Annotated in this window: 20 protein-coding genes; 11 read left to right on the top strand and 9 right to left on the bottom strand. The window is 69.3% G+C overall.

Translation table 11 applies throughout. The features are described from left to right. Positions 1–13 precede the first annotated feature (13 nt). Together ACGFJ2_RS42160 and ACGFJ2_RS42155 are read left to right on the top strand one after the other, a co-directional pair. Entirely contained in the window at positions 14–1,324 is a 1,311-nt protein-coding gene (locus tag ACGFJ2_RS42160; protein ID WP_393478106.1) for an FAD-dependent oxidoreductase, read from the top strand. Positions 1,325–1,328: 4 nt separating this feature from the next. Then, the gene (locus tag ACGFJ2_RS42155; RefSeq protein WP_393478104.1) at positions 1,329–2,492 is read left to right on the top strand and encodes a DUF6986 family protein; all 1,164 of its coding nucleotides are present in this window, start codon (positions 1,329–1,331) and stop codon (positions 2,490–2,492) included. A gap of 36 nt (positions 2,493–2,528) precedes the next feature. On the opposite strand, the gene ACGFJ2_RS42150 is transcribed toward ACGFJ2_RS42155, so the two are convergent. From ACGFJ2_RS42150 to ACGFJ2_RS42130, 5 genes are all read right to left on the bottom strand, one after another. After that, entirely contained in the window at positions 2,529–3,209 is a 681-nt protein-coding gene (locus ACGFJ2_RS42150) for a copper homeostasis protein CutC (protein WP_357946725.1), read from the bottom strand. Positions 3,210–3,341: 132 nt separating this feature from the next. Further along, positions 3,342–3,944 carry a GNAT family N-acetyltransferase gene (locus tag ACGFJ2_RS42145; RefSeq protein WP_357946722.1) on the bottom strand — a complete coding sequence of 201 codons (603 nt, stop codon included), beginning with the start codon at positions 3,942–3,944 and terminating at the stop codon, positions 3,342–3,344. A 198-nt stretch (positions 3,945–4,142) separates the two neighbouring features. Further along, on the bottom strand, positions 4,143–4,892 hold the full coding sequence (locus tag ACGFJ2_RS42140) for a GntR family transcriptional regulator (protein WP_225299366.1): 750 nt from the start codon (positions 4,890–4,892) through the stop codon (positions 4,143–4,145). A 776-nt stretch (positions 4,893–5,668) separates the two neighbouring features. Next, a complete protein-coding gene (locus tag ACGFJ2_RS42135; RefSeq protein ID WP_357946719.1) occupies positions 5,669–6,103 on the bottom strand; it encodes an OB-fold domain-containing protein in 435 nt (144 codons plus the stop codon). 34 nt (positions 6,104–6,137) lie between these two features. Further along, complete coding sequence (locus tag ACGFJ2_RS42130; RefSeq protein WP_393478099.1) at positions 6,138–7,307, bottom strand: acetyl-CoA acetyltransferase; 1,170 nt, start codon at positions 7,305–7,307, stop codon at positions 6,138–6,140. Between the two features lie 233 nt (positions 7,308–7,540). On the opposite strand from ACGFJ2_RS42130, the gene ACGFJ2_RS42125 reads away from it, so the two are divergent. The 5 genes from ACGFJ2_RS42125 to ACGFJ2_RS42105 are packed head-to-tail and all read left to right on the top strand — an operon-like array spanning position 7,541 to position 11,349. Further along, on the top strand, positions 7,541–8,062 hold the full coding sequence (locus ACGFJ2_RS42125; RefSeq protein ID WP_358174792.1) for a flavin reductase family protein: 522 nt from the start codon (positions 7,541–7,543) through the stop codon (positions 8,060–8,062). Between the two features lie 11 nt (positions 8,063–8,073). Continuing rightward, a complete protein-coding gene (locus tag ACGFJ2_RS42120; RefSeq protein ID WP_393478097.1) occupies positions 8,074–9,189 on the top strand; it encodes an acyl-CoA dehydrogenase family protein in 1,116 nt (371 codons plus the stop codon). A gap of 23 nt (positions 9,190–9,212) precedes the next feature. Then, positions 9,213–9,986, top strand: coding sequence for an SDR family oxidoreductase (locus ACGFJ2_RS42115; RefSeq protein WP_225299357.1), 774 nt, complete (start codon positions 9,213–9,215; stop codon positions 9,984–9,986). A gap of 32 nt (positions 9,987–10,018) precedes the next feature. Then, positions 10,019–10,381, top strand: coding sequence for a PadR family transcriptional regulator (locus ACGFJ2_RS42110; RefSeq protein WP_393478094.1), 363 nt, complete (start codon positions 10,019–10,021; stop codon positions 10,379–10,381). Continuing rightward, positions 10,378–11,349 carry a hypothetical protein gene (locus tag ACGFJ2_RS42105; protein WP_393478092.1) on the top strand — a complete coding sequence of 324 codons (972 nt, stop codon included), beginning with the start codon at positions 10,378–10,380 and terminating at the stop codon, positions 11,347–11,349. Before ACGFJ2_RS42110 ends, ACGFJ2_RS42105 begins: the two co-directional genes overlap by 4 nt. Positions 11,350–11,351: 2 nt before the next feature. Here ACGFJ2_RS42105 and ACGFJ2_RS42100 read toward each other — a convergent pair whose 3' ends face one another. Then, positions 11,352–11,891 carry a hypothetical protein gene (locus ACGFJ2_RS42100; protein ID WP_357946705.1) on the bottom strand — a complete coding sequence of 180 codons (540 nt, stop codon included), beginning with the start codon at positions 11,889–11,891 and terminating at the stop codon, positions 11,352–11,354. Between the two features lie 68 nt (positions 11,892–11,959). Here ACGFJ2_RS42100 and ACGFJ2_RS42095 point away from each other — a divergent pair, with 68 nt between their 5' ends. The 3 genes from ACGFJ2_RS42095 to ACGFJ2_RS42085 all read left to right on the top strand — a co-directional run bounded on the left by ACGFJ2_RS42095 (position 11,960) and on the right by ACGFJ2_RS42085 (position 15,515). Then, positions 11,960–13,255 carry a DUF2252 domain-containing protein gene (locus ACGFJ2_RS42095; RefSeq protein ID WP_357946702.1) on the top strand — a complete coding sequence of 432 codons (1,296 nt, stop codon included), beginning with the start codon at positions 11,960–11,962 and terminating at the stop codon, positions 13,253–13,255. Positions 13,256–13,452: 197 nt separating this feature from the next. Then, entirely contained in the window at positions 13,453–14,655 is a 1,203-nt protein-coding gene (locus ACGFJ2_RS42090; protein WP_393478088.1) for a hypothetical protein, read from the top strand. A gap of 113 nt (positions 14,656–14,768) precedes the next feature. Beyond that, positions 14,769–15,515 carry an SDR family oxidoreductase gene (locus ACGFJ2_RS42085; RefSeq protein ID WP_357946696.1) on the top strand — a complete coding sequence of 249 codons (747 nt, stop codon included), beginning with the start codon at positions 14,769–14,771 and terminating at the stop codon, positions 15,513–15,515. 58 nt (positions 15,516–15,573) lie between these two features. Here the strand turns inward: ACGFJ2_RS42085 and ACGFJ2_RS42080 are convergent, their stop codons facing one another. The 3 genes from ACGFJ2_RS42080 to ACGFJ2_RS42070 all read right to left on the bottom strand — a co-directional run bounded on the left by ACGFJ2_RS42080 (position 15,574) and on the right by ACGFJ2_RS42070 (position 16,680). Beyond that, entirely contained in the window at positions 15,574–15,948 is a 375-nt protein-coding gene (locus ACGFJ2_RS42080) for a hypothetical protein (RefSeq protein ID WP_393478085.1), read from the bottom strand. A gap of 128 nt (positions 15,949–16,076) precedes the next feature. Continuing rightward, entirely contained in the window at positions 16,077–16,340 is a 264-nt protein-coding gene (locus tag ACGFJ2_RS42075; protein WP_358174558.1) for a hypothetical protein, read from the bottom strand. A gap of 82 nt (positions 16,341–16,422) precedes the next feature. Next, positions 16,423–16,680, bottom strand: coding sequence for a hypothetical protein (locus ACGFJ2_RS42070; RefSeq protein ID WP_357946688.1), 258 nt, complete (start codon positions 16,678–16,680; stop codon positions 16,423–16,425). 213 nt (positions 16,681–16,893) lie between these two features. Here ACGFJ2_RS42070 and ACGFJ2_RS42065 point away from each other — a divergent pair, with 213 nt between their 5' ends. Next, positions 16,894–17,775: an NIPSNAP family protein gene (locus tag ACGFJ2_RS42065; protein WP_358174561.1), complete on the top strand. Its 882-nt coding sequence runs from the start codon at positions 16,894–16,896 to the stop codon at positions 17,773–17,775. The last annotated feature ends 22 nt before the right edge of the window (positions 17,776–17,797 follow it).

Raw genomic sequence — 17,797 nt, 5'->3', positions numbered from 1 at the left:
TAGAGGAGGCAGCGTGACGTTGCGCGTGGCGGTCATCGGGTCGGGCCCTGCCGGTATCTACACGGCCGAGGCCCTGGTCAAACAGGCGCAGGAGGACGTCCAGGTCGACGTCATCGAGCGGTTGCCCACGCCCTACGGGCTCGTCCGATACGGCGTCGCGCCCGACCACACGTCGATCAAGTCGATCGCCAACTACCTGCGCCGGGTGCTCGAACTCCCCGAGGTCCGCTTCCTCGGCGGCGTCACGCTCGGCGAGCATCTGTCGGTCGAGGACCTGCTGGCCAGCTATAACGCGGTCGTCTACGCCACGGGCGCGATGGTCGACAGGAAGCTCGGCATCCCGGGCGAGGACCTGCCGGGCAGCGTGGCCGCCACCGACTTCGTCAACTGGTACTGCGGCCACCCCGACGTCTCCGCCTCCATGTTCACCCTCGACAGCCCCGAGGTCGCGGTCATCGGTGTCGGGAACGTGGCCGTCGACGTGGTCCGCGTCCTGGCCAAGACCGCCGAGGAGCTCAGCTCCACGGACGTACCGCACGACGTGCTCGAACGACTCGGGGAAAGCCAGGTCAAGGCGATCCACATGATCGGCCGCCGGGGTCCCGAGCACGCCAAGTTCACGCTGAAGGAGCTGCGGGAGCTCGGCGAGCTGGCGAACGCCGACGTCTGCGTACGCGAGGACGAGGCCGTGGTGCTGGGCGGCGACTTCCCCCGGCAGATCCGCGGCAACATCGATGTCCTTCAGTCGTGGGCGGGCCGCGATCCCGTCGGCCGCCCGCGCCGCCTCGATGTGCGCTTCTGGCTGCGCCCGGTGGAGATCCTCGGCACCGACCGGGTGGAGGGGCTCAGGCTCGAGCGCACCCGGCTGTCCGAGGAGGGCCGGGTGGTCGGGACGGGCGAGTTCGAGACGATCCCGGTCGGCATGGTGCTGCGCTCGGTCGGATACCAGAGCGTCCCCCTTCCCGGGGTGCCGTTCGACGAGCGGTCGATGACCGTGCCCAACGAGGCCGGCCGGATCCGCGAGCGCGAGTACGTGGCGGGCTGGCTCAAGCGCGGTCCCACCGGCGTGATCGGCACCAACAAGTCGGACGCGGCGGAGACCGTCCGCACCCTGCTGTCCGACCTGTCCGACCTGACCGGCCACGATCGGCTACGGTCGGCGCCCATCGACGCGCTGCTGCACGAAAGAGGCGTAAGGCCGGTGACGTACGACGAGTGGCTGGCCATCGAGGCGGCCGAAGGCGCTCTGGCCAAGTCGCTGGGCCGCGGCGAACGGGTCAAGCTCGCCGGCCTGGAGGCCATGCTGCGGGCCTGCCGGCCCTGACGGCATGCGTGTCACCGTGACGGACCAGTCCCTGCCAGGCTTCGCGGAGGCCCACCGGATCCAGCGGGCCCGCTATCCGGCCGCCGAGCCCGGTTGGCAGCCCGTGCACACCGTCTATGTCCCGGCCGACCGGGTGTCGCCGAGCACGGTCGCGGGGTGGGGCGCGCAGGCGCTCGACCTGGTCAAGGAGCATCTGAGCGGCCCGGCCGAACTGGCCGACGTGTTCGGGCTGCCGGACGCGCCGGCGCGGGACGTACACGAAAGGGTGCTGCGCAAGCTCGCCCGCGAGCCGGTCGAGGACCTGCGGATCGACTTCGAGGACGGCTACGGCGGGCGGCCCGGCGACGAGGACGGCCACGTCGAGCAGGCCGTCGTGGCCGTGGCCGTGATGCACGCGGCCGGAGCGCTGCCGCGCCGGTGGGGGCTGCGGGTCAAGTCGTTCGCCGACGGGGATCCCGGGCGGTCGGTGCGGACGCTCGACGGGTTCGTCACCGGAGTCGTCGAACGGGTGGGCGAGTTGCCGCCGGGGTTCGTGGTCACCTTTCCGAAGGTGCTGATGGAGTCGTATTTGGGCCAGTTCTGCGCCTTTCTGGAGCGGCTCGAACGGGAGCTGGACGTCCGGCTGAGGTTCGAGATCCAGGTCGAGGCGCCGCAGACCGTGCTGTTCCTGCGCGGCGAACTGGCCGAGTCGTTCGGGGGGCGGCTGGCGGCCGCGCACTTCGGGGTGTTCGACTACACGGCCGCTCTCGGGCTGCCGCCGCACGAGCAGCGGCTCGACCATCCGGCCTGTGACCACGCCCGGCACGTGATGCAGACGGCGTTCGCGGGCACGGGGGTCGAGCTCTCCGACGGCTCGCTGGCCGCCTCTCCCGCCTCCGGGTCGGCCGCGGACGTGCACGCGCTGTGGCGGCGGCACGCCGAGCTCGTCCGGCACTCGCTGGGACACGGCTTCTACCAGGGCTGGGACATGCACCCCTCACACCTGGTGAGCCGGTTCGCCACGGTCTATGCCTTCCATCTGGCGCGCTACGACTCCTACCGGGATCGGGTGCGGTCCTGGGAGGAGCGGCGCGCGGCCGGGGGCGGCGTCATGGACGAGCCCGCGACGATCAAGACCCTGGTAGCCGCACTCCGCCGCGCCGACGCGGCGCTCGCCCTCCCGGACTGAAGCCGCTCGGACTCAGGCCGCTTGGTGGCCCTTGGGTCAGTCGCGGTCGACCAGGCTGCGCCACTGACGGACGCGCCGCTGGTCAACCGGCAGCGACCAGCTCTCCCGTACGGCCGAGCCCACGTGGAACGCCCGGATGCCATAGTCCAGCAGCGACGGCACATAGGCCGGTTTGAGCCCGCCGCCCGCCAGGATGATCGAGCCGTCGCCCGCGTCGGCCCGGCTCTTGAGCATCGGCAGCCCGTACCGCACGCCGGCGGGCGAGCCCGCCGTGAGCACCGTGGCCAGGTTGGGCAGCAGCCGCACCGCCCGCCACGACGCCTGTACGTCCGCCGCGTGGTCGACGGCCCGGTGGAAGGTCCACGGCAGCGGTGACACGGCGTGGATCAGCGCCTCGGTGGCCGCCAGGTCCACGACGCCCGCCTCGTCGAGGAAGCCGAACACGAACCCCGCGGCGCCCGCCTGGGCCAGCGCCTTGACGTCGAGACGGAGCCGGTCGAGCACCTCGGGGTCGGCGGTGAAGTTCGCGGCGCAGCGCAGCATCACCATCTGGGGCAGCGGGCACTCCGCGGCGATCGCGGCGACCGTCTCCGGAGCGGGGGTGAGCCCGTCGGCACCCATGTCGGCGACGACCTCCAGACGGTCGGCTCCGCCCTGCTCCGCGGCGACGGCGTCGCGCACGTTCAGCGCGATCACCTCAAGGAGGGATCCGGTCATGCTGGAGAGGTTATATGGTGCTGTGTCCCTTTGTGCCGGAAAGCGCCAGGTCACCTGGGCGGGAACGCGACTGCGGGCCGTGCCCCGCCGGGGAGCAGGGCACGGCCGTACCGGCCGGGGCCGGTCAGGGCGTCAGACGCCGATCAGCTCGGCGACGGTGAGGTCGCGGAAGGCCGTCGTGGCGGCCTCCTCCGCGGGCCGCTCGAACAGGGCGCCCGAGGAGCGGTGCGGCAGATCGACCGTCCGCACGTGCCGGAAGCCGCGGCGCCGGTAGTACTCCTGCAGCCGCGGGTTGTTCTTGGCGCAGTCGAGCCGGAGCTTGCTCAGCCCGGAGGCGTGCGCCGCGGAGCCCGCCCAGTCCAGCAGGGCGTCTCCGAGGCCGAAGCCCGCCCAGGGCCGAGCGACGGCGAGCTTGTGCACGTACATGGCGGCGCCCGGGTCGTCGGACCGGCGCCAGAACTCCGGGTCGGCGTGATCGTCGAGAGCGATCGTGGCGACGGGCGGGGCCTCGTCATCCAGTTCGAGGTACCGGAGCTCGTCGTCCACGAGGTAGAGCACCCGCTCGGCGATGAGAGGCTCGATCCGCTCGGGCCCGAAGCCGCCGCGCGGCCACTGCCGCACGCCCTGGGAGTACAGCCATTCGGCCGTGTCGGCGAGCAGGGTCAGAACGCCCGGGAGATCGGAGGCGTCGGCCCGGCGGAGAGCGAGCGGGTGGAGCAGGGTGTTGGAAAGCACGGTTCAGCCCTTCATTACATCGGGTGTCCATGCAGCCACAGAACGTAATGGTTGGAGCGCGCGCTGGGTCGCATGGGGGGTTTGAGGCGACATCTATCGATAAATCGCGCATGAAGGGAGTGCGCAGGACTCCCTCTGCCCAGCGAGGCGGGAGGCTCGTCTTAGGCGGCCGGTGGGATCACCCCCAACCGAGCTCGCTCAGCGGCGATCGAGCTCGTATCTGATCAAGTGCTTGTCGGCGGGGAGCACCGACACCGCGACACGCACTGGCATGTCGCCGTTGTCGTAACCAACGCGGACGTAGACCACGACCGGGGTGCCGAGCTCCAACTGGAGACGCTCGACCTCTTCCTGGTTGGGCATCCGCGCCCAGATGTCATCCACCACCCGCACCTGCTCGTGACCGAGCTCTTCCAGGACCCGGTTCGCCCCCCGCGGAATGTCGCCCGGCCGGGCGATCTCCGTGCTGGCCACCAGGTCACGTGGAAAATAGGAATCGTTGGTGTTGTACGGCTGCCCGTCGACGAACCGCAGACGCCGTCGTACGACGGCCAGTTCGCCTTCGGCCAGCTCGAGTCGGCTGGCGATCTCCTCGACCGGTGAGACGGTCAAGACCTCTATGTACTGGCTGGGGGCACGACCTTCCTGCGTCACGGCGAAGGCGAACGCCTCTCGCAGCTCGCCGGATGGTTGTGGCTCCAGCTCTCGCTGCGGGTAGATCAGCAGCGGCCGGCGGTCCCGGACGACCGTGCCACGCCGTGGGGTTCGCGTGACCAACCCTTCGTTGACCAGCTCCCCTAGGGCGAGTCGGACGGTGTTGCGGCTCACCCCATGGTCTTCCATGAGCTGCGCCTCGGTCGGCAGCTGCGCCCCGGGGCCGAGTACACCGGAGTAGATGGCTCTCCTCAGCTCTGAGGCCACCAGCTGGTACAGGACCGACCTTGCCACTTTCACCCCTTTTGTTCCAACAATTTAGACGATCTGGTTCTAACAGGCCACAACCCCTTGACCGATGGCCATTGACAGCCGCATCATCCAATCGTTGGTACAAATCCATCGAAAGGCCGGTGAGGGGGTGAGGGCCCGGTGTTACCGGTCCACGCGGGTACGCCATACCTGCCCTGGCAAGACCCTTGTGAAGCAACACGTTTACTGCGTTACGCGTTGCCTCGCCAGGGACTCAGCAACACCTACCAGAGCAACGGCAGTGGCATGTCCGTTTTATCCGTGTTGACCGAGGTAACTGTGTGGAGCAAAGACGGTTCCTTCATCTGGAATGAGGAGGGTGCCACCGTCTCACATCCCATCGATGACCCCCTCGGTGCGGCCCAACGCATCGCAGACCACTACCGACATCCGGAGTCCTCGCAAGAGGGTCGCTCCCCCATGAACTCCGTGTGCGAACACTCGACCTAGGACTCCATCCCTCGCCGGAGTCCTGGCGTCGCCGCACACGGGGCAGGAAGCGCGTCCTGGCGGGTCCCCCACGCCCGCCAGGGCGCGCGTTCCTCCTTTTTCTCATGATTTACGGCACTTCGCGCCTTTTACCACCATTTTTCGTGCCAAGTCATACCCGCGCCGTAGACCGTCCCCGGTCGAACCCCGCCCAAGGGACAGGCGTCCGGCGGGCGTGGCCGGCCGCAGGGATGAGGCGGCCGGACCGGGATTGGCCTTCAGGCCCATTGGTACCTATCGTTCCCGACTTGGTGCCGCCGCGAAGGATTTCACGGGGATGCGTGCCACTCAGTCGGCCGCCAATTGAGCAGTGCCAGGTCATCGCCCATGTCCTCGTACACGCCTTCGACCGCCTGACCGTACTCGGGCTCGCGCTCGCCGTCCCACCCGCCGTGGATCAGGCAGCCGGGCACGGCGGCGAGCCGGACCAGCACCACGACGTACGGCTCGCTCGCTCCGGGCATGAACGGCCGGCGGTTGACGATCCAGCTCTCCACCGTGCCGGCCGGCTCGACGGCCTCCCAGTGCCAGTCCTCGGTACGGCAGGCCGGGCAGAAGGCCCTGGGCGGGAAGCGGGCCGTGTGGCAGGTGTCACAGCGCTGGACCGCGAACTCGTGGCCGCCCAGCCGGGCCCACCAGTCCTTGGAGTCGCGATCAGGCGTCGGCCGCACGCCTTGGGGCGGCCTGCCGTACCGGTCGGGCATGGATCAGCCCCTTTCTGAGGTCACGCATGGGTGGTCAGCCCCTTCTGAGCAGGAGAGCCGAAGTGGCGGGGAGGATGTAGCCGGGCTGGGCGGTGGACAGGGCCACTTCGGCGCCCGCGACCTGCCGGTCACCGGCGTCCCCGCGTAGCTGGGAGACGGCCTCCGCTATGTGGTTGACGCCGTGGACGTAGCCCTCCGACAGGAAGCCGCCGTGCGTGTTGACCGGGAGGGCTCCGTCGAGGGCCGTGGCGCCCGAGGCGACGTACGGGCCGCCCTCGCCCTTGGCGCAGAAGCCGTAGTCCTCCAGCTGGACGATCACCGAGTAGGTGAAGCAGTCGTACAGCTGCGCCACGTCGATGTCGGCCGGGCCGATTCCGGCCTGGGCGTACAGGCGCGGGGCCAGCGCGGCGGCGGCCGTGGTGGTGGGGTCGGCCCGGCCGCCGGACAGGTGCGAGTCGCCACCGCCCCAGGCCGCGCCGGAGATCAGCACCGGCGGGCGGCGCAGGGAGCGGGCGCGCTCGGCGGTCGTGATGACCAGGGCGCAGGCGCCGTCGGTCTCCAGGCAGCAGTCGAGCAGGCGGAACGGCTCGGCGATCCACCTGCTGTCCAGGTAGTCGTCGAGAGTGATGGGCGTACGCATGAGGGCGCGGGGGTTCTTGACGGCGTTCGCCCGCTGGGTGACGGCCAGCTGCCCGAAATGCTCCGCCTTCGTGCCATATTTCTGCATGTGGGCGCGGGCGTACATCGCGTACTGCTGGGGCGGCGCGAAATAGCCATAGGGCGCTTGATACTGCACCTCGGGACTCACCGGAAGGCCACGGCCGGTGCCGCCCATGCGGAACTCCGACCGGGCGTTGATCGCGCGGTAGCAGACGACGGTCTCCGCCACGCCGGCCGCCACGGCCAGCGCCGCCTGGGCCACGACCGCGTGCGAGACACTGCCGCCGCCGAACTGGTCGAGGTACCAGGTCGGGTCTGCCAGACCGAGCGCGGGGCCCACCAGGGACGGGGCCGCCGAGTCGCCCACGCGATGAGTCGCTATGCCCTCGACGTCGCCGGGGCCGAGGCCGGCGTCGTCGAGGGCGGCCAGGATGGCGCGACAGGCCAAGGTGAGTGTGCTGACCCCCGAGTCCTTGGTGAAGGGCGTGTACCCGACGCCCACCACAGCCGTACGGTCCCGGAACTCAAGCAAGCGCTTGGCCATCCTGAAACGCTAGATCGGACCGTCCACATATGTCAACCGGGGGGTACGCCCCGGCATTTCGCTTGACACCTTTTCCGTCGCACGCCTACCGTCCAAGCAAGCGCTTGGTAAGATACGATGCAGACGGCGAGGAGGAGGAGACCATGAGCACACACGCTGCCCGGCTGATCACGCCGGACGGCTGTGGCGGCCCCCCGGTGCCGTACCAGCGCAGGACTCTCAACGGAGCCTCGATGCCGAACGGCCAGTCCCACGCGAGCGGCAACGGCCAGCTCGACAGCCGGAGGTTCAGGTCGGTGCTGGGCAGGTTCGCCACCGGCGTGGTGGCGATCACCGCCCTCGACCCGGCCAGCAGCGAGCCATGCGGCCTGGCGGCCAACTCCTTCACCTCGGTGTCGCTGGACCCGCCGCTGGTGGCGTTCTGCGTGGCGCACACGAGCACGAGCTGGCCCAAGGTGCGCGGCGCCAAGGTCATCACCGTGAACGTGCTCGCCGAGCACCAGCAGCACGTCTGCGTCCAGCTCGCGAGCCGGGGCGGCGACAAGTTCGCCGGGCTGCGGTGGACCGGCTCGCCCGGCGGCAACCCGGTGCTCGAAGGGACCCTGGCCTGGATCGACTGCGCGGTCGAGGCCGAGCACATGGCGGGCGACCACGTGATCGTGGTGGCCCGGGTGCTCCAGCTCGACACGCACGCGGACGGTGGCCCGCTGCTGTTCTTCCGCGGCGGTTACGGCGGCTTCGTTGAGCCCCAGTGACGGAGCTCGCGTTGAGCCTGCGTGAGGAGGCGCGCGCCTGGCTGGCCGCGAACCTCACCGGAGACTTCGCGCACGCCCGCGGCCTGGGCGGCCCCGGGCGCGAGCACGAAGGTCACGAGGTCCGGCTGGCCTGGGAGCGCCATCTCGGCAAGGCGGGCTGGACCTGCCTGGGCTGGCCCGTCGAGTACGGCGGACGCGACGCCTCGCTCGCCGACCAGGTCGCCTTCCACGAGGAGTACGCCCTCGCGGACGCCCCCGCCCGCGTGGGCCACATCGGCGAGGGACTGATCGGGCCGACGATCCTGGAGTTCGGCACCGAGGCGCAGAAGGCCCGTTTCCTTCCCCCGATCCAGCGGGGCGACGAGCTGTGGTGCCAGGGCTACTCCGAGCCGGAGGCGGGCTCCGATCTGGCCAACGTCCAGACAAAGGCGCACCTGGCGGGCGACGAATGGGTCATCACCGGGCAGAAGGTGTGGACGTCACTGGCCCACGTGTCCGACTGGTGCTTCGTGCTCTGCCGTACGGAAGCGGGCTCCCAGCGCCACCGTGGGCTGTCGTACCTGCTCGTGCCCATGGACCAGCCCGGCGTCGAGGTACGGCCGATCGTGCAGCTGACCGGGACGTCCGAGTTCAACGAGGTGTTCTTCGACGGGGCCAGGACCGCGGCCGAAAACGTGCTCGGCGCGCCCGGCGACGGATGGCGCGTCGCGATGGCCACGCTCGGCTACGAGCGCGGCGTCTCCACGCTGGGGCAGCAGATCGGGTTCCGGCGGGAGCTGGCCCGGGTGATCGAGGTCGCCGAGCGCACCGGCGCGGCCGACGACCCGGTGCTGCGTGACCGGCTGGTGCGGTCGTGGCTGGAGCTGGAGATCATGCGGCTCAACGCGCTGCGGGCCGATCCGGGGCCGGTGGCGTCGATCGCCAAACTGTACTGGTCGGAGTGGCATCGCCGGCTGGGCGAGCTGGCCCAGGCCGTACAGCTCAAGTCCGGACTTGTCGCCCGCGACGGCGAGCTCAACGACCTCCAGCGGCTGTATCTCTTCAGCCGGGCGGACACGATCTATGCCGGTTCCAGCGAAATCCAGCGGAACATCATCGCCGAGCGCACCCTGGGACTCCCCCGCTGACGGACCTCTCTGATCGGAGCACTATGGCACCGCCGTACCCCAGAGCGCACGGGCTGCTCGACGGCAAGGTCACGCTGGTCACAGCCGCGGCGGGGGCCGGGATCGGCTACGCGACGGCCAAGCGCTGCGCCGAGGAGGGGGCCACGATCGTCGTCTCCGACCGGCACGAGCGCCGTCTGTCCGCCGCCGCCGACTCGCTGACCGAGCTCACCGGCGTCAAACCGCTGGCGGTGCCGTGCGACGTGACGTCGGAGGCCCAGGTGCTGGCGCTGTTCGACGCGGTGGTGGAGGCGCACGGGCGGCTGGACGTGGTGGTCAACAACGCCGGGCTCGGTGGTACGGCGTCACTGGCCGAGATGACCGACGAGCAGTGGCACACCGTCATCGACGTCACCCTGAACGGCACCATGCGCTGCACCAGGGCCGCGCTGAAGCAGATGATCGCCCAGGGCTCCGGGGTGATCGTGAACAACGCCTCGGTGATCGGCTGGCGGGCGCAGCGGGGGCAGTCGCACTATGCGGCGGCCAAGGCCGGGGTGATGGCGCTGACCAGGTGCGTCGCCCTGGAGGCCGCCGAGCACGGCGTCCGGGTGAACGCGGTGGCGCCTTCGCTGGCCGTCCACCCGTTCCTGGCGAAGGTGACCAGCGAGGAGCTGCTGGCGGAGCTGGCGGCCGCCGAGGCGTTCGGGCGTTCGGCGGAGCCCTGGGAGGTGGCGAACGTGATCGTCTTCCTGGCCAGCGACTACTCCTCGTACATGACGGGCGAGGTCGTCTCCGTCTCCTCTCAACACCCGTGACCATATCCTGAGCAACAGGATATGGTGGGTGAGTGAATATAACGGAGCCCATGTTCCTGGCGCTCACCGCGCTGGTGGACGAGCCGCGGCACGGCTACGGCATCGTCCAGGAGGTCGATCGGCTGTCCGGGGGGCGGGTGCAGCTCAAGATCGGCTCCCTCTACGGCGTGCTGGACCGGCTGGCCGGGGAGGGGCTGGTGGCGCTCGACCGGGAGGAAGTGGCACAGGGGCGGCTGCGCCGCTACTACCGGCTGACCGACTCGGGGGCGGGGGCCCTGGAGGAGGAGGCGGCCCGGCTGGCGGCCAACGCCCGCGCGGCGACCGCCCGTCTCCGGGACCGGAACGCCCGCCTGCTCCCCGGAACGGCCACCGCGCTCGCCGGAGGTGCCTGGTGAACGAATTACTCGAACGGCGCTACCGCACCGTCCTGCGACTGCTCCCCCGCTCCTACCGGGCCGAGCGGGAGGAGGAGATGGTGGCCGCGTTCATGGAGGTCTCCGGCGAGGTGCCGGATGAGGAGAACCCTCGGCCGCGCTGGGGCGAGATCGCCAGCGTGCTCGCCCTCTCGATGCGCGTACGGGTCGGCGGAGCGGGCGCGACACCCCGGTTCGTCGCCTGGGGCGCGGCTGTCAGGCTGGTGGCGACACTGGGGCTCGCCTTCCACGCGGCGGCCGGCATCTTCACCCTCGCCTCCCTCGCTTTCATGACGCCCGACTCGATGACGCGGCCACTCGGTGTACTCGCGGCGGCCCTCTGGGTGCCGGCGTTCGTCCTGCTGATGCGCGGTCACGTCCGGACGGCCAAGCCGGTGGCGCTCGCGGCCGGCGCGGCAGCCCTGGCCGAGCTCGCCGTCTGGCAGAACTTGGCCAGCCAGTTCGTGCCTCTGGACGCGGTGCCACCGGCACTGAACGTCGTGGTCCCGCTGGCGGCCCTGCTCATCGGCTTCCACGACGGCGTCGCGCCGGTGCGGCGAGCGTGGCGGCTGACGGTCCTACCGCTGGCCGCCGGGCTGCTGTTGCGGGCCGTCGTCCTTGCTCTGCTGACGCCGTTGGGGAAGGTGCCGCTGTTGTGGCCGTGGGTGGACCTGATGGGTCTGGCCACGGCGGTGCTCTTGGTGGCCGGGATCGTCTGCCTCGCGCGCGACCTGCCCGCGTACGTGCCGCTCGCCCTGGCGATCCTCGGGGCATTGCTGCTGCCGTCGCGACTGTCGGTGATGGACAACAGCTACCTGAGCTTAGGACCGGGAGCGCTGTGGGTGTCCAGCGTGAGCCAGTGCGTGGCGCTGGTCGTCATGGTGACGGTCCTCGCGGTCGCGGGCTTCCGCGGTTTGCCGTCCGTACGACAGGGGCGGGCTGTGGTCTAGGGTCAGGTCTCCTCCCAGTGGGGGGTGTGCGATTCGATGTCCTCCGGCAGGCCGATGCGTCCGTTCAGCAGAATGAGCGGGGTGATCTGAACGCTGGTGCTGAAGCGGATGTAGCCGACGAAGAACTCGATCCCGGCGGCCTGCGCGTTGACCGAGCGCGGGCCGAGCCACTCCAGCAGCGCCCGGACCTGGTAGAACTCGTCGGGGTGGAGTTCTTGGCGTACCGTCAGCGCCCAGCCCTCCGCCTGCTTCCGCTCGAGCAGCTCCGCGACGAGTGCCCCGCCCACGCGCATGGCGGGGAAGCGCCGCGCGAACACGGGCTCCGGATCGACGGTCTCCCACTCGCAGTCGGGGTCGTCGGGGTCACCGAGTGGATAGGTCTCCAGGTAGTCGCCGGTGCCGATCGGCAGCCGCTCAGGTCGCGGCCCTTGCCCCACATGCCACCGCAGCTCGGCGAGCTCGTCGTCGCCGAGGTCGGCGCGAAGGTCCATGGTCAGCACGAGCTCGTAGATGTCTCCCACCGGCCGCAGCCTATCGATCATCGGCCGGCCACCCTGACAGGGAAAGACCAGGGTAGGCGCGCGAGCTGGGACGACTTAAGGTCCGAGACATGGGCACACGCGCTTCCCACCTGCTAGATGTCCTCATGACGGAGTTCGGCGAGTCGATCAAGCGAGACCCTGCGGCATTCAGGCGGAAATTTCGGAAAATGGCGGCCTCCCCTTTTGCGTTCTACCGGGGCAGCGCCTGCCTGTTCTACGCGGACCTCACCGAAGGGTTCGCGGACTCCTCATACCTTGACGAACCGACCAGCCGGGTGTGGATCCACGGCGACCTGCACGCCGAGAACTTCGGCACCTACATGAACGCCTCGGGCGTGCTGGTCTTCAACGTCAACGACTTCGACGAGGCGTACGTGGGACCGTACGTCTGGGACCTCAAGCGGTTCGCCGCCAGCGTGGCGCTGATCGGGTACGCCAAGGCCCTGTCGGACGAGGCGATCAGCGGGCTCGTGAGCGACTTCGCCGGCGCGTACCTGGCCGAGCTGGGCGGCATCGCGCGCGGCGGGGACGACGCGATCGGGTCACTCACCCTCGACACCACCACCGGCGTGCTGCACCGGGTGCTCCAGACGGCCAGGCTGAGCACGCGCGTGGCGATGCTGGACGTCGAGACCTTGATCGACGACTACGACCGGCGGTTCGCGATCATGGACGGGCGCGAACCCGTCGACGCGGCGACCCGTGACTCCGTGACGGCCGCCTTCGCGGACTACCTGACGACGCTGCCCACGCAGTCGAACCCGGTCGAGCACGTGATCAAGGACGTGGCGCTGCGCAAGGGCGTGGGGATCGGGTCGGCGGGGCTGCCGTCGTACAACCTGCTGCTGGAGGGGCGGTCGCAGGCGCTGGAGAACGACGTCATCCTCTACATGAAGCAGGCGCAGGTGCCAGCGGTGGCCCGGCACGTCCCCGACGAGAAGGTCGCCCGTTACTTCCGCCACCAGGGCCATCGGACCGCGGAGTCGCAGCGGGCACTGCAGGCGTACGCCGATCCGTGGCTGGGCTACACGACGCTGAACGGCGTGGGGCAGTTGGTGGCGGAGGTCTCGCCCTACTCCGCCGACCTGGACTGGGACGACGTCAATGAGCCGGCGGAGCTGCGGTCGATCATGCGGGATCTGGGGCGGGCGGTGGCGCGCATGCACTCGGTGGCGGACGACGAGTCCAGCCACGACCTGGTGAACTTCTCGACGGAGGAGTCCATCATGGCCGTGGTCAACGGCGACAGGCCCGGATTTATCGGGATGTTGGTGGATTTTGCGCACCGTTATGGGGCACAGGCCCGGGAAGACCACCAACGGTTCGTCGACCTCTTCCGCAACGGCCGCCTTCCGGGGGTGTGACCGCCCCGGCCCGTTCGGGTGTGGCCACCTCGCCCTGGTGCGGGTGTGGGCGCCTCGCCCGGGCGGGTGTATCCGCCTCGCCCCGTGGGTGTGGCCGCCGACTCTCCCGGCACGGTCCTGAGCGCATGGCCCGGTCGTTCGGACGTGGTTCGAGCAGACGTGGGCTGAGACGTGGGCAGGGACATGGAGGGAGCATCGTGAGGCGTCTGGTGGGGTTGCTGCTGGGGACGGAAGAGGACTGGCCGTCGGCGTTCGAGACGGTGCTGAGGCGGTTGGGGCCGGTCAAGGGGGTCGGCGAGTTCGACGTGGAGCGCATCACGATCGAGCCGTTCGACCTGCGCGACCGGCCCCGGCACGATCTGGTGATCGACCGGCTGGCGTACTGGTACTACCACCCACGCGAGTGGCTCAAGAAGGTCGCCATGATGGACGACGTCTATCTGCTGAACAGCCCGTTCACCTTCCAGTCGATGGAGAAACACGCCGCCTACTGCGCCATGATGCGCCTCGGGCTGAAGGTCCCGAAGACCGTGCTCGTGCCATACAAGAACCCGCCCGACAACACCAAATACGCCTACACGGCCTCCCGCTACAACCAGCCGTTCGACCTTGACGCGGTCGCGGAGGGGATCGGGTATCCGCTGTTCATGAAGCCGTACGACGGCGGCGCGTGGCGCGGGGTGTCGCTGGTACGGGACCCCGACGAGCTCCATCGGGCCTACGACCAGAGCGGCGAGATGCTCATGCATCTGCAGAAGGCGGTCGAGGGCTACGACGCGTTCGCCCGTTCGCTGTCGATCGGGGCGGAGACGATGGTGATGCGGTTCCGGCCCGAGGAGCCGATGCACGCCCGGTACGTCGTGGACCACGAGTTCCTTGCCCCGAGCGTGGGCGACGAGGTGGTCACGATCGGTCGGCTGGTGAACGCGTTTTTCCGGTGGGAGTTCAACTCCTGCGAAACCCTGGTCAAGGGTGCGGATGTGCACCCGATCGACTACGCCAACGCCTGCCCGGACGTGGCGCTGACGAGCCTGCACTACTACTTCCCCTGGGCGATCAAGGCGCTGGTCCGGTGGAGCGTGTTCTGCGTGGGCACCGGGCGGCGGCCGCGGCTCGATCTGGACACGCGGGAGTACTTCGCGGTGACCGGGTCGTACGAGGAGCGGCTGGCGGCCTATCGGCAGCTGGCCGACGCCTACTTCGAGACCGACCGTTACCAGGACTTCTGCGACAGTCGGCTGCGCCACCTCGACGAGATCGTCCTGGACTGGGTGGCCGGGCCGGACTTCGACCGGCTGCTGGTCAACACGGTGACGGCCACGTATCCCGCGCATGAGCGGGACCGCTTCGTGGAGCACTTCCGCGGCCTGCTGGGGATGTGGGTGAAGGACTCCGGCTGAGCGCCGCGCCTTCGGAGGCTGGCTTGCGATGCCAGCTGGCCCGCGCCTTCAGGGCGGACCAGCAAGGCCAGCCGGCTGGCTACCGACCAGTCGGTATGGCATGCTTCCGGAACATGACGCTGTTCTCGGTGGAAGGCAAGACCGTCGTCGTCACTGGCGGATCCCGTGGCATCGGACGCATGATCGCGACCGGGTTCGTCGAGGCCGGGGCGACCGTGTACATCTCCGCGCGCAAGGTCGCCGAAGTGGAGCAGACCGCCAAGGAGCTGGGCTGCGTGGCCGTGCCGGCCGATCTGTCCACACCCGAGGGGGTGGGCGCGCTGGTGGAAGCGGTGGACGGGCCGCTGGACGTGCTGGTGAACAACGCGGGCGCGGCGTGGGGCGCGCCGCTGGAGGACTATCCGGAGCACGCCTTCGACAAACTCTGGAACATCAACGTCAAAGGGGTCTTCTTCCTGACCCAGCGCTTCCTGCCGCAGCTGCGGGCGGCGGCCAGCGCGGAGGATCCGGCACGGGTGATCAACATCGGGTCCATCGACGGGATCCGGGTGCCGTCCGTGGAGAACTTCGCCTACTCCGCGTCGAAGTCCGGTGTGCACATGCTGACCCGGCACCTGGCCAGGCAGCTGGCGCCTGAGCACATCACCGTGAACGCCATCGCGCCGGGGCCGTTCGACTCGAAGATGATGGCGTTCGCCCTGGATGATCCGGCCATTCGGGAGAGCATCGCGGCGAGTGTGCCGATGGGCCGGATCGGCCACCCCGACGACATGGCCGGGGCGGCGATCTACCTGTCCTCACGTGCCGGGGCCTACCTCACGGGCACGGTCATTCCGGTCGACGGCGGCATCTCCTGCTAATCCCGATCCTGCCCGGCGCGAATCCTGCCGGGCGCGAATCCTGCCGGGCGGGCGGATCTCAGAGGCGCTTGCGGAGCGCGGTGGCGAGATTCGCCGCCGCGCGGGGCTCGTAGCGCAGGCACAGGTACGGCTCGGTGAGCTCGATCTCGATCACCACCGGGGTGCCGTCGGGGAGCCGGACCAGGTCGATCCTGGCGTACAGAAGGGCCTGGGGGATGGCGGCAAGCACCTTCTCAGCGAGTTCGACCTGGTCCGGGGCCGGTGTGCGCGGTTCGGCCCGAGCCTGGTCCGCGCCCGTCTTTCCCGGAGACAGCATGGGGGTGCGCCGGACGGCATGGCTGAACCGGCGATTGAAGTGCAGCAACCAGGTCTCGCCCTCCGACTCGACCACGTCGAGGTCGGGCTGGACCATGGGGAGTGCGACCGCTGCCACGATGGACCATCTTCTTCGCCTTCCCCCGAAGCGGGATTCCTCCGCCAGGGCCCCAGCCACGACAGACCGTCACATGGATCGAGACGGTCGCGTGACGGACCATCCGAGGAACCATGGTGGTCACCGCACTAGTTGGAAGTGGTGCTCACACCCACGCCACTACGGTGCGTGGCCGTGGCGGCGTTGCCATTGATGTTGTTGACGTTGGTGCTGGAGCCGGCGCCTCTGTTGCTGGCCTGGACGTTGCCGAAGGTGTTGCCCGACTGCGCGGACGCGGAGTTGGTGCTGGAGCTGCTGTTACTGGTGTCGGTGTCGGCATGGGCCGGAGCGGCCAGCAGGGCCGTGCCCGCGGCGATGGCGACGATGGCCGTGATGCCAAGCTTCTTGATCATGTCGATGTCCTTCCAGAGGATTTCTCATGGACTTCGGACCCCGCCGGACGGCGGCCCGGGGTGCGAGGAAGGGGGATCGGGGTCAGTAGAAGATGTAGGTCACCGTGGTGCTGCCGTTGGTAGCGGTGGCGGCTATGCCGTTGATGTTGTTGACGTTGGTCGACCGACCGGCACCCTCGTTGACCGCTGCGATGTCGGCGAGACTGTTTCCGGACTGGGAGGAGTAGGTGTTGCCGCTCCAGGCGTCGGTCCAGGTGTCAGCGTGAGCGGGTGTGGCCAGCAGGATGGCGCCGGCGGACGCTGCCACGACGGCACCGGTGACACACAGCTTCTCGATCACTTCAGCTCCTTCGCCGGTGGGCGTCTCGCATGAGACAGCACCGGCCCAAGAGCACACCGCCATCCCCGTTGACCTTCTTTGACCTTTGAGGATCAAAGCCAAAGCGATCATATAACCAAGCGTAGTGATCGTGTTACTCTTAGCAATCAGAACATTCTTCTAGGACCGCATCGCTGACAGGCGGTGTCAGTGGTCGGCTCGTAGCATCCGCGCATGATTTACGAGTTGCGAAACTACACGCTGCATCCCGGCCAGCGGGACACACTGATCGAGTTATTCGAGCGTGAGTTCATCGAAGGGCAGGAGGCGGCCGGGATCGGGGTGGTCGGCCACTTCCGGGACCTGGACGAGCCAAATATGTACCCGTGGATGCGGAAATTTCCGGATATGGAGGCTCGGCGGGCGGCTCTCACGGCCTTCTACGGCGGCCCGATCTGGAAGGCCAACCGGGACGCGGCCAACGCGACGATGATCGACTCCGACAACGTACTGCTGCTGCGCCCAGTGCCCGTTCCCTCCGCCGACGTGCCGCACGGGTCCGCTCCCCGCCACTCCGACCTCTCGCGCGGGACTACTACTTCCGGTCTCCTGAGCGGGTCCACTCCCGGCCTCCCGCGCGGATCCACTCCCGACCTCCCGACCGGGTCCGCTCCCGACCTCCCGAGCGGATCCGCTCCCGACCTCTCCTCCGAGTCCGGTCCTGGCCCCACTCTCCAGTCCTCTTCCAGTTCCTCTTTCGATCCCTTTTCCGGTACGGCCCGGCCGCCTGTCGGCGCCACCGTTCTGCCCGAGTCGCTGTACGTCGCGATGATCTACCACGTCGACGACGGGTTCGCCGAGTTCTTCGCTCGGGAGGCCGTACCCGTGCTCAGGGAAGCCGGGGTGCCGCCGGTGGCGTGCTTCGAGACCGAGGCCGCCGAGAACACCTTTCCCGCCCTGCCCGTACGTACAGGCGAGCAGGTGTTCGTGTGGTTCGCCCGGTTCGATCGGCCCTCGGACGAGCGTGAGGTGGCGCTGCCCGGACTGGAGTCCCGGTTGACCTCTCCCCCGCAGCGTCTCCGCCTGGTTCCCACGGCTCGATCAGCGCTTCGCTGAGGCTCCGGGCCCCACGGGTTGG

This window comes from Nonomuraea sp. NPDC049028 (genome assembly GCF_043197735.1).
Lineage (GTDB): Bacteria > Actinomycetota > Actinomycetes > Streptosporangiales > Streptosporangiaceae > Nonomuraea.
Note: the sequence above shows the minus strand (reverse complement) of the source record. Positions and strands in the feature narration are given on the sequence as shown.

Excerpts from the sequence above, each read along its gene's own strand:
- ACGFJ2_RS42155 (WP_393478104.1), top strand. The coding sequence starts at position 1,329 with ATGCGTGTCACCGTGACGGACCAGTCCCTGCCAGGCTTCGCGGAGGCC.
- ACGFJ2_RS42150 (WP_357946725.1), bottom strand. The coding sequence starts at position 3,209 with ATGACCGGATCCCTCCTTGAGGTGATCGCGCTGAACGTGCGCGACGCC.
- ACGFJ2_RS42135 (WP_357946719.1), bottom strand. The coding sequence starts at position 6,103 with ATGCCCGACCGGTACGGCAGGCCGCCCCAAGGCGTGCGGCCGACGCCT.
- ACGFJ2_RS42130 (WP_393478099.1), bottom strand. The coding sequence starts at position 7,307 with ATGGCCAAGCGCTTGCTTGAGTTCCGGGACCGTACGGCTGTGGTGGGC.
- ACGFJ2_RS42125 (WP_358174792.1), top strand. The coding sequence starts at position 7,541 with ATGCCGAACGGCCAGTCCCACGCGAGCGGCAACGGCCAGCTCGACAGC.
- ACGFJ2_RS42115 (WP_225299357.1), top strand. The coding sequence starts at position 9,213 with ATGGCACCGCCGTACCCCAGAGCGCACGGGCTGCTCGACGGCAAGGTC.
- ACGFJ2_RS42100 (WP_357946705.1), bottom strand. The coding sequence starts at position 11,891 with ATGATCGATAGGCTGCGGCCGGTGGGAGACATCTACGAGCTCGTGCTG.
- ACGFJ2_RS42095 (WP_357946702.1), top strand. The coding sequence starts at position 11,960 with ATGGGCACACGCGCTTCCCACCTGCTAGATGTCCTCATGACGGAGTTC.
- ACGFJ2_RS42085 (WP_357946696.1), top strand. The coding sequence starts at position 14,769 with ATGACGCTGTTCTCGGTGGAAGGCAAGACCGTCGTCGTCACTGGCGGA.
- ACGFJ2_RS42075 (WP_358174558.1), bottom strand. The coding sequence starts at position 16,340 with ATGATCAAGAAGCTTGGCATCACGGCCATCGTCGCCATCGCCGCGGGC.
- ACGFJ2_RS42065 (WP_358174561.1), top strand. The coding sequence starts at position 16,894 with ATGATTTACGAGTTGCGAAACTACACGCTGCATCCCGGCCAGCGGGAC.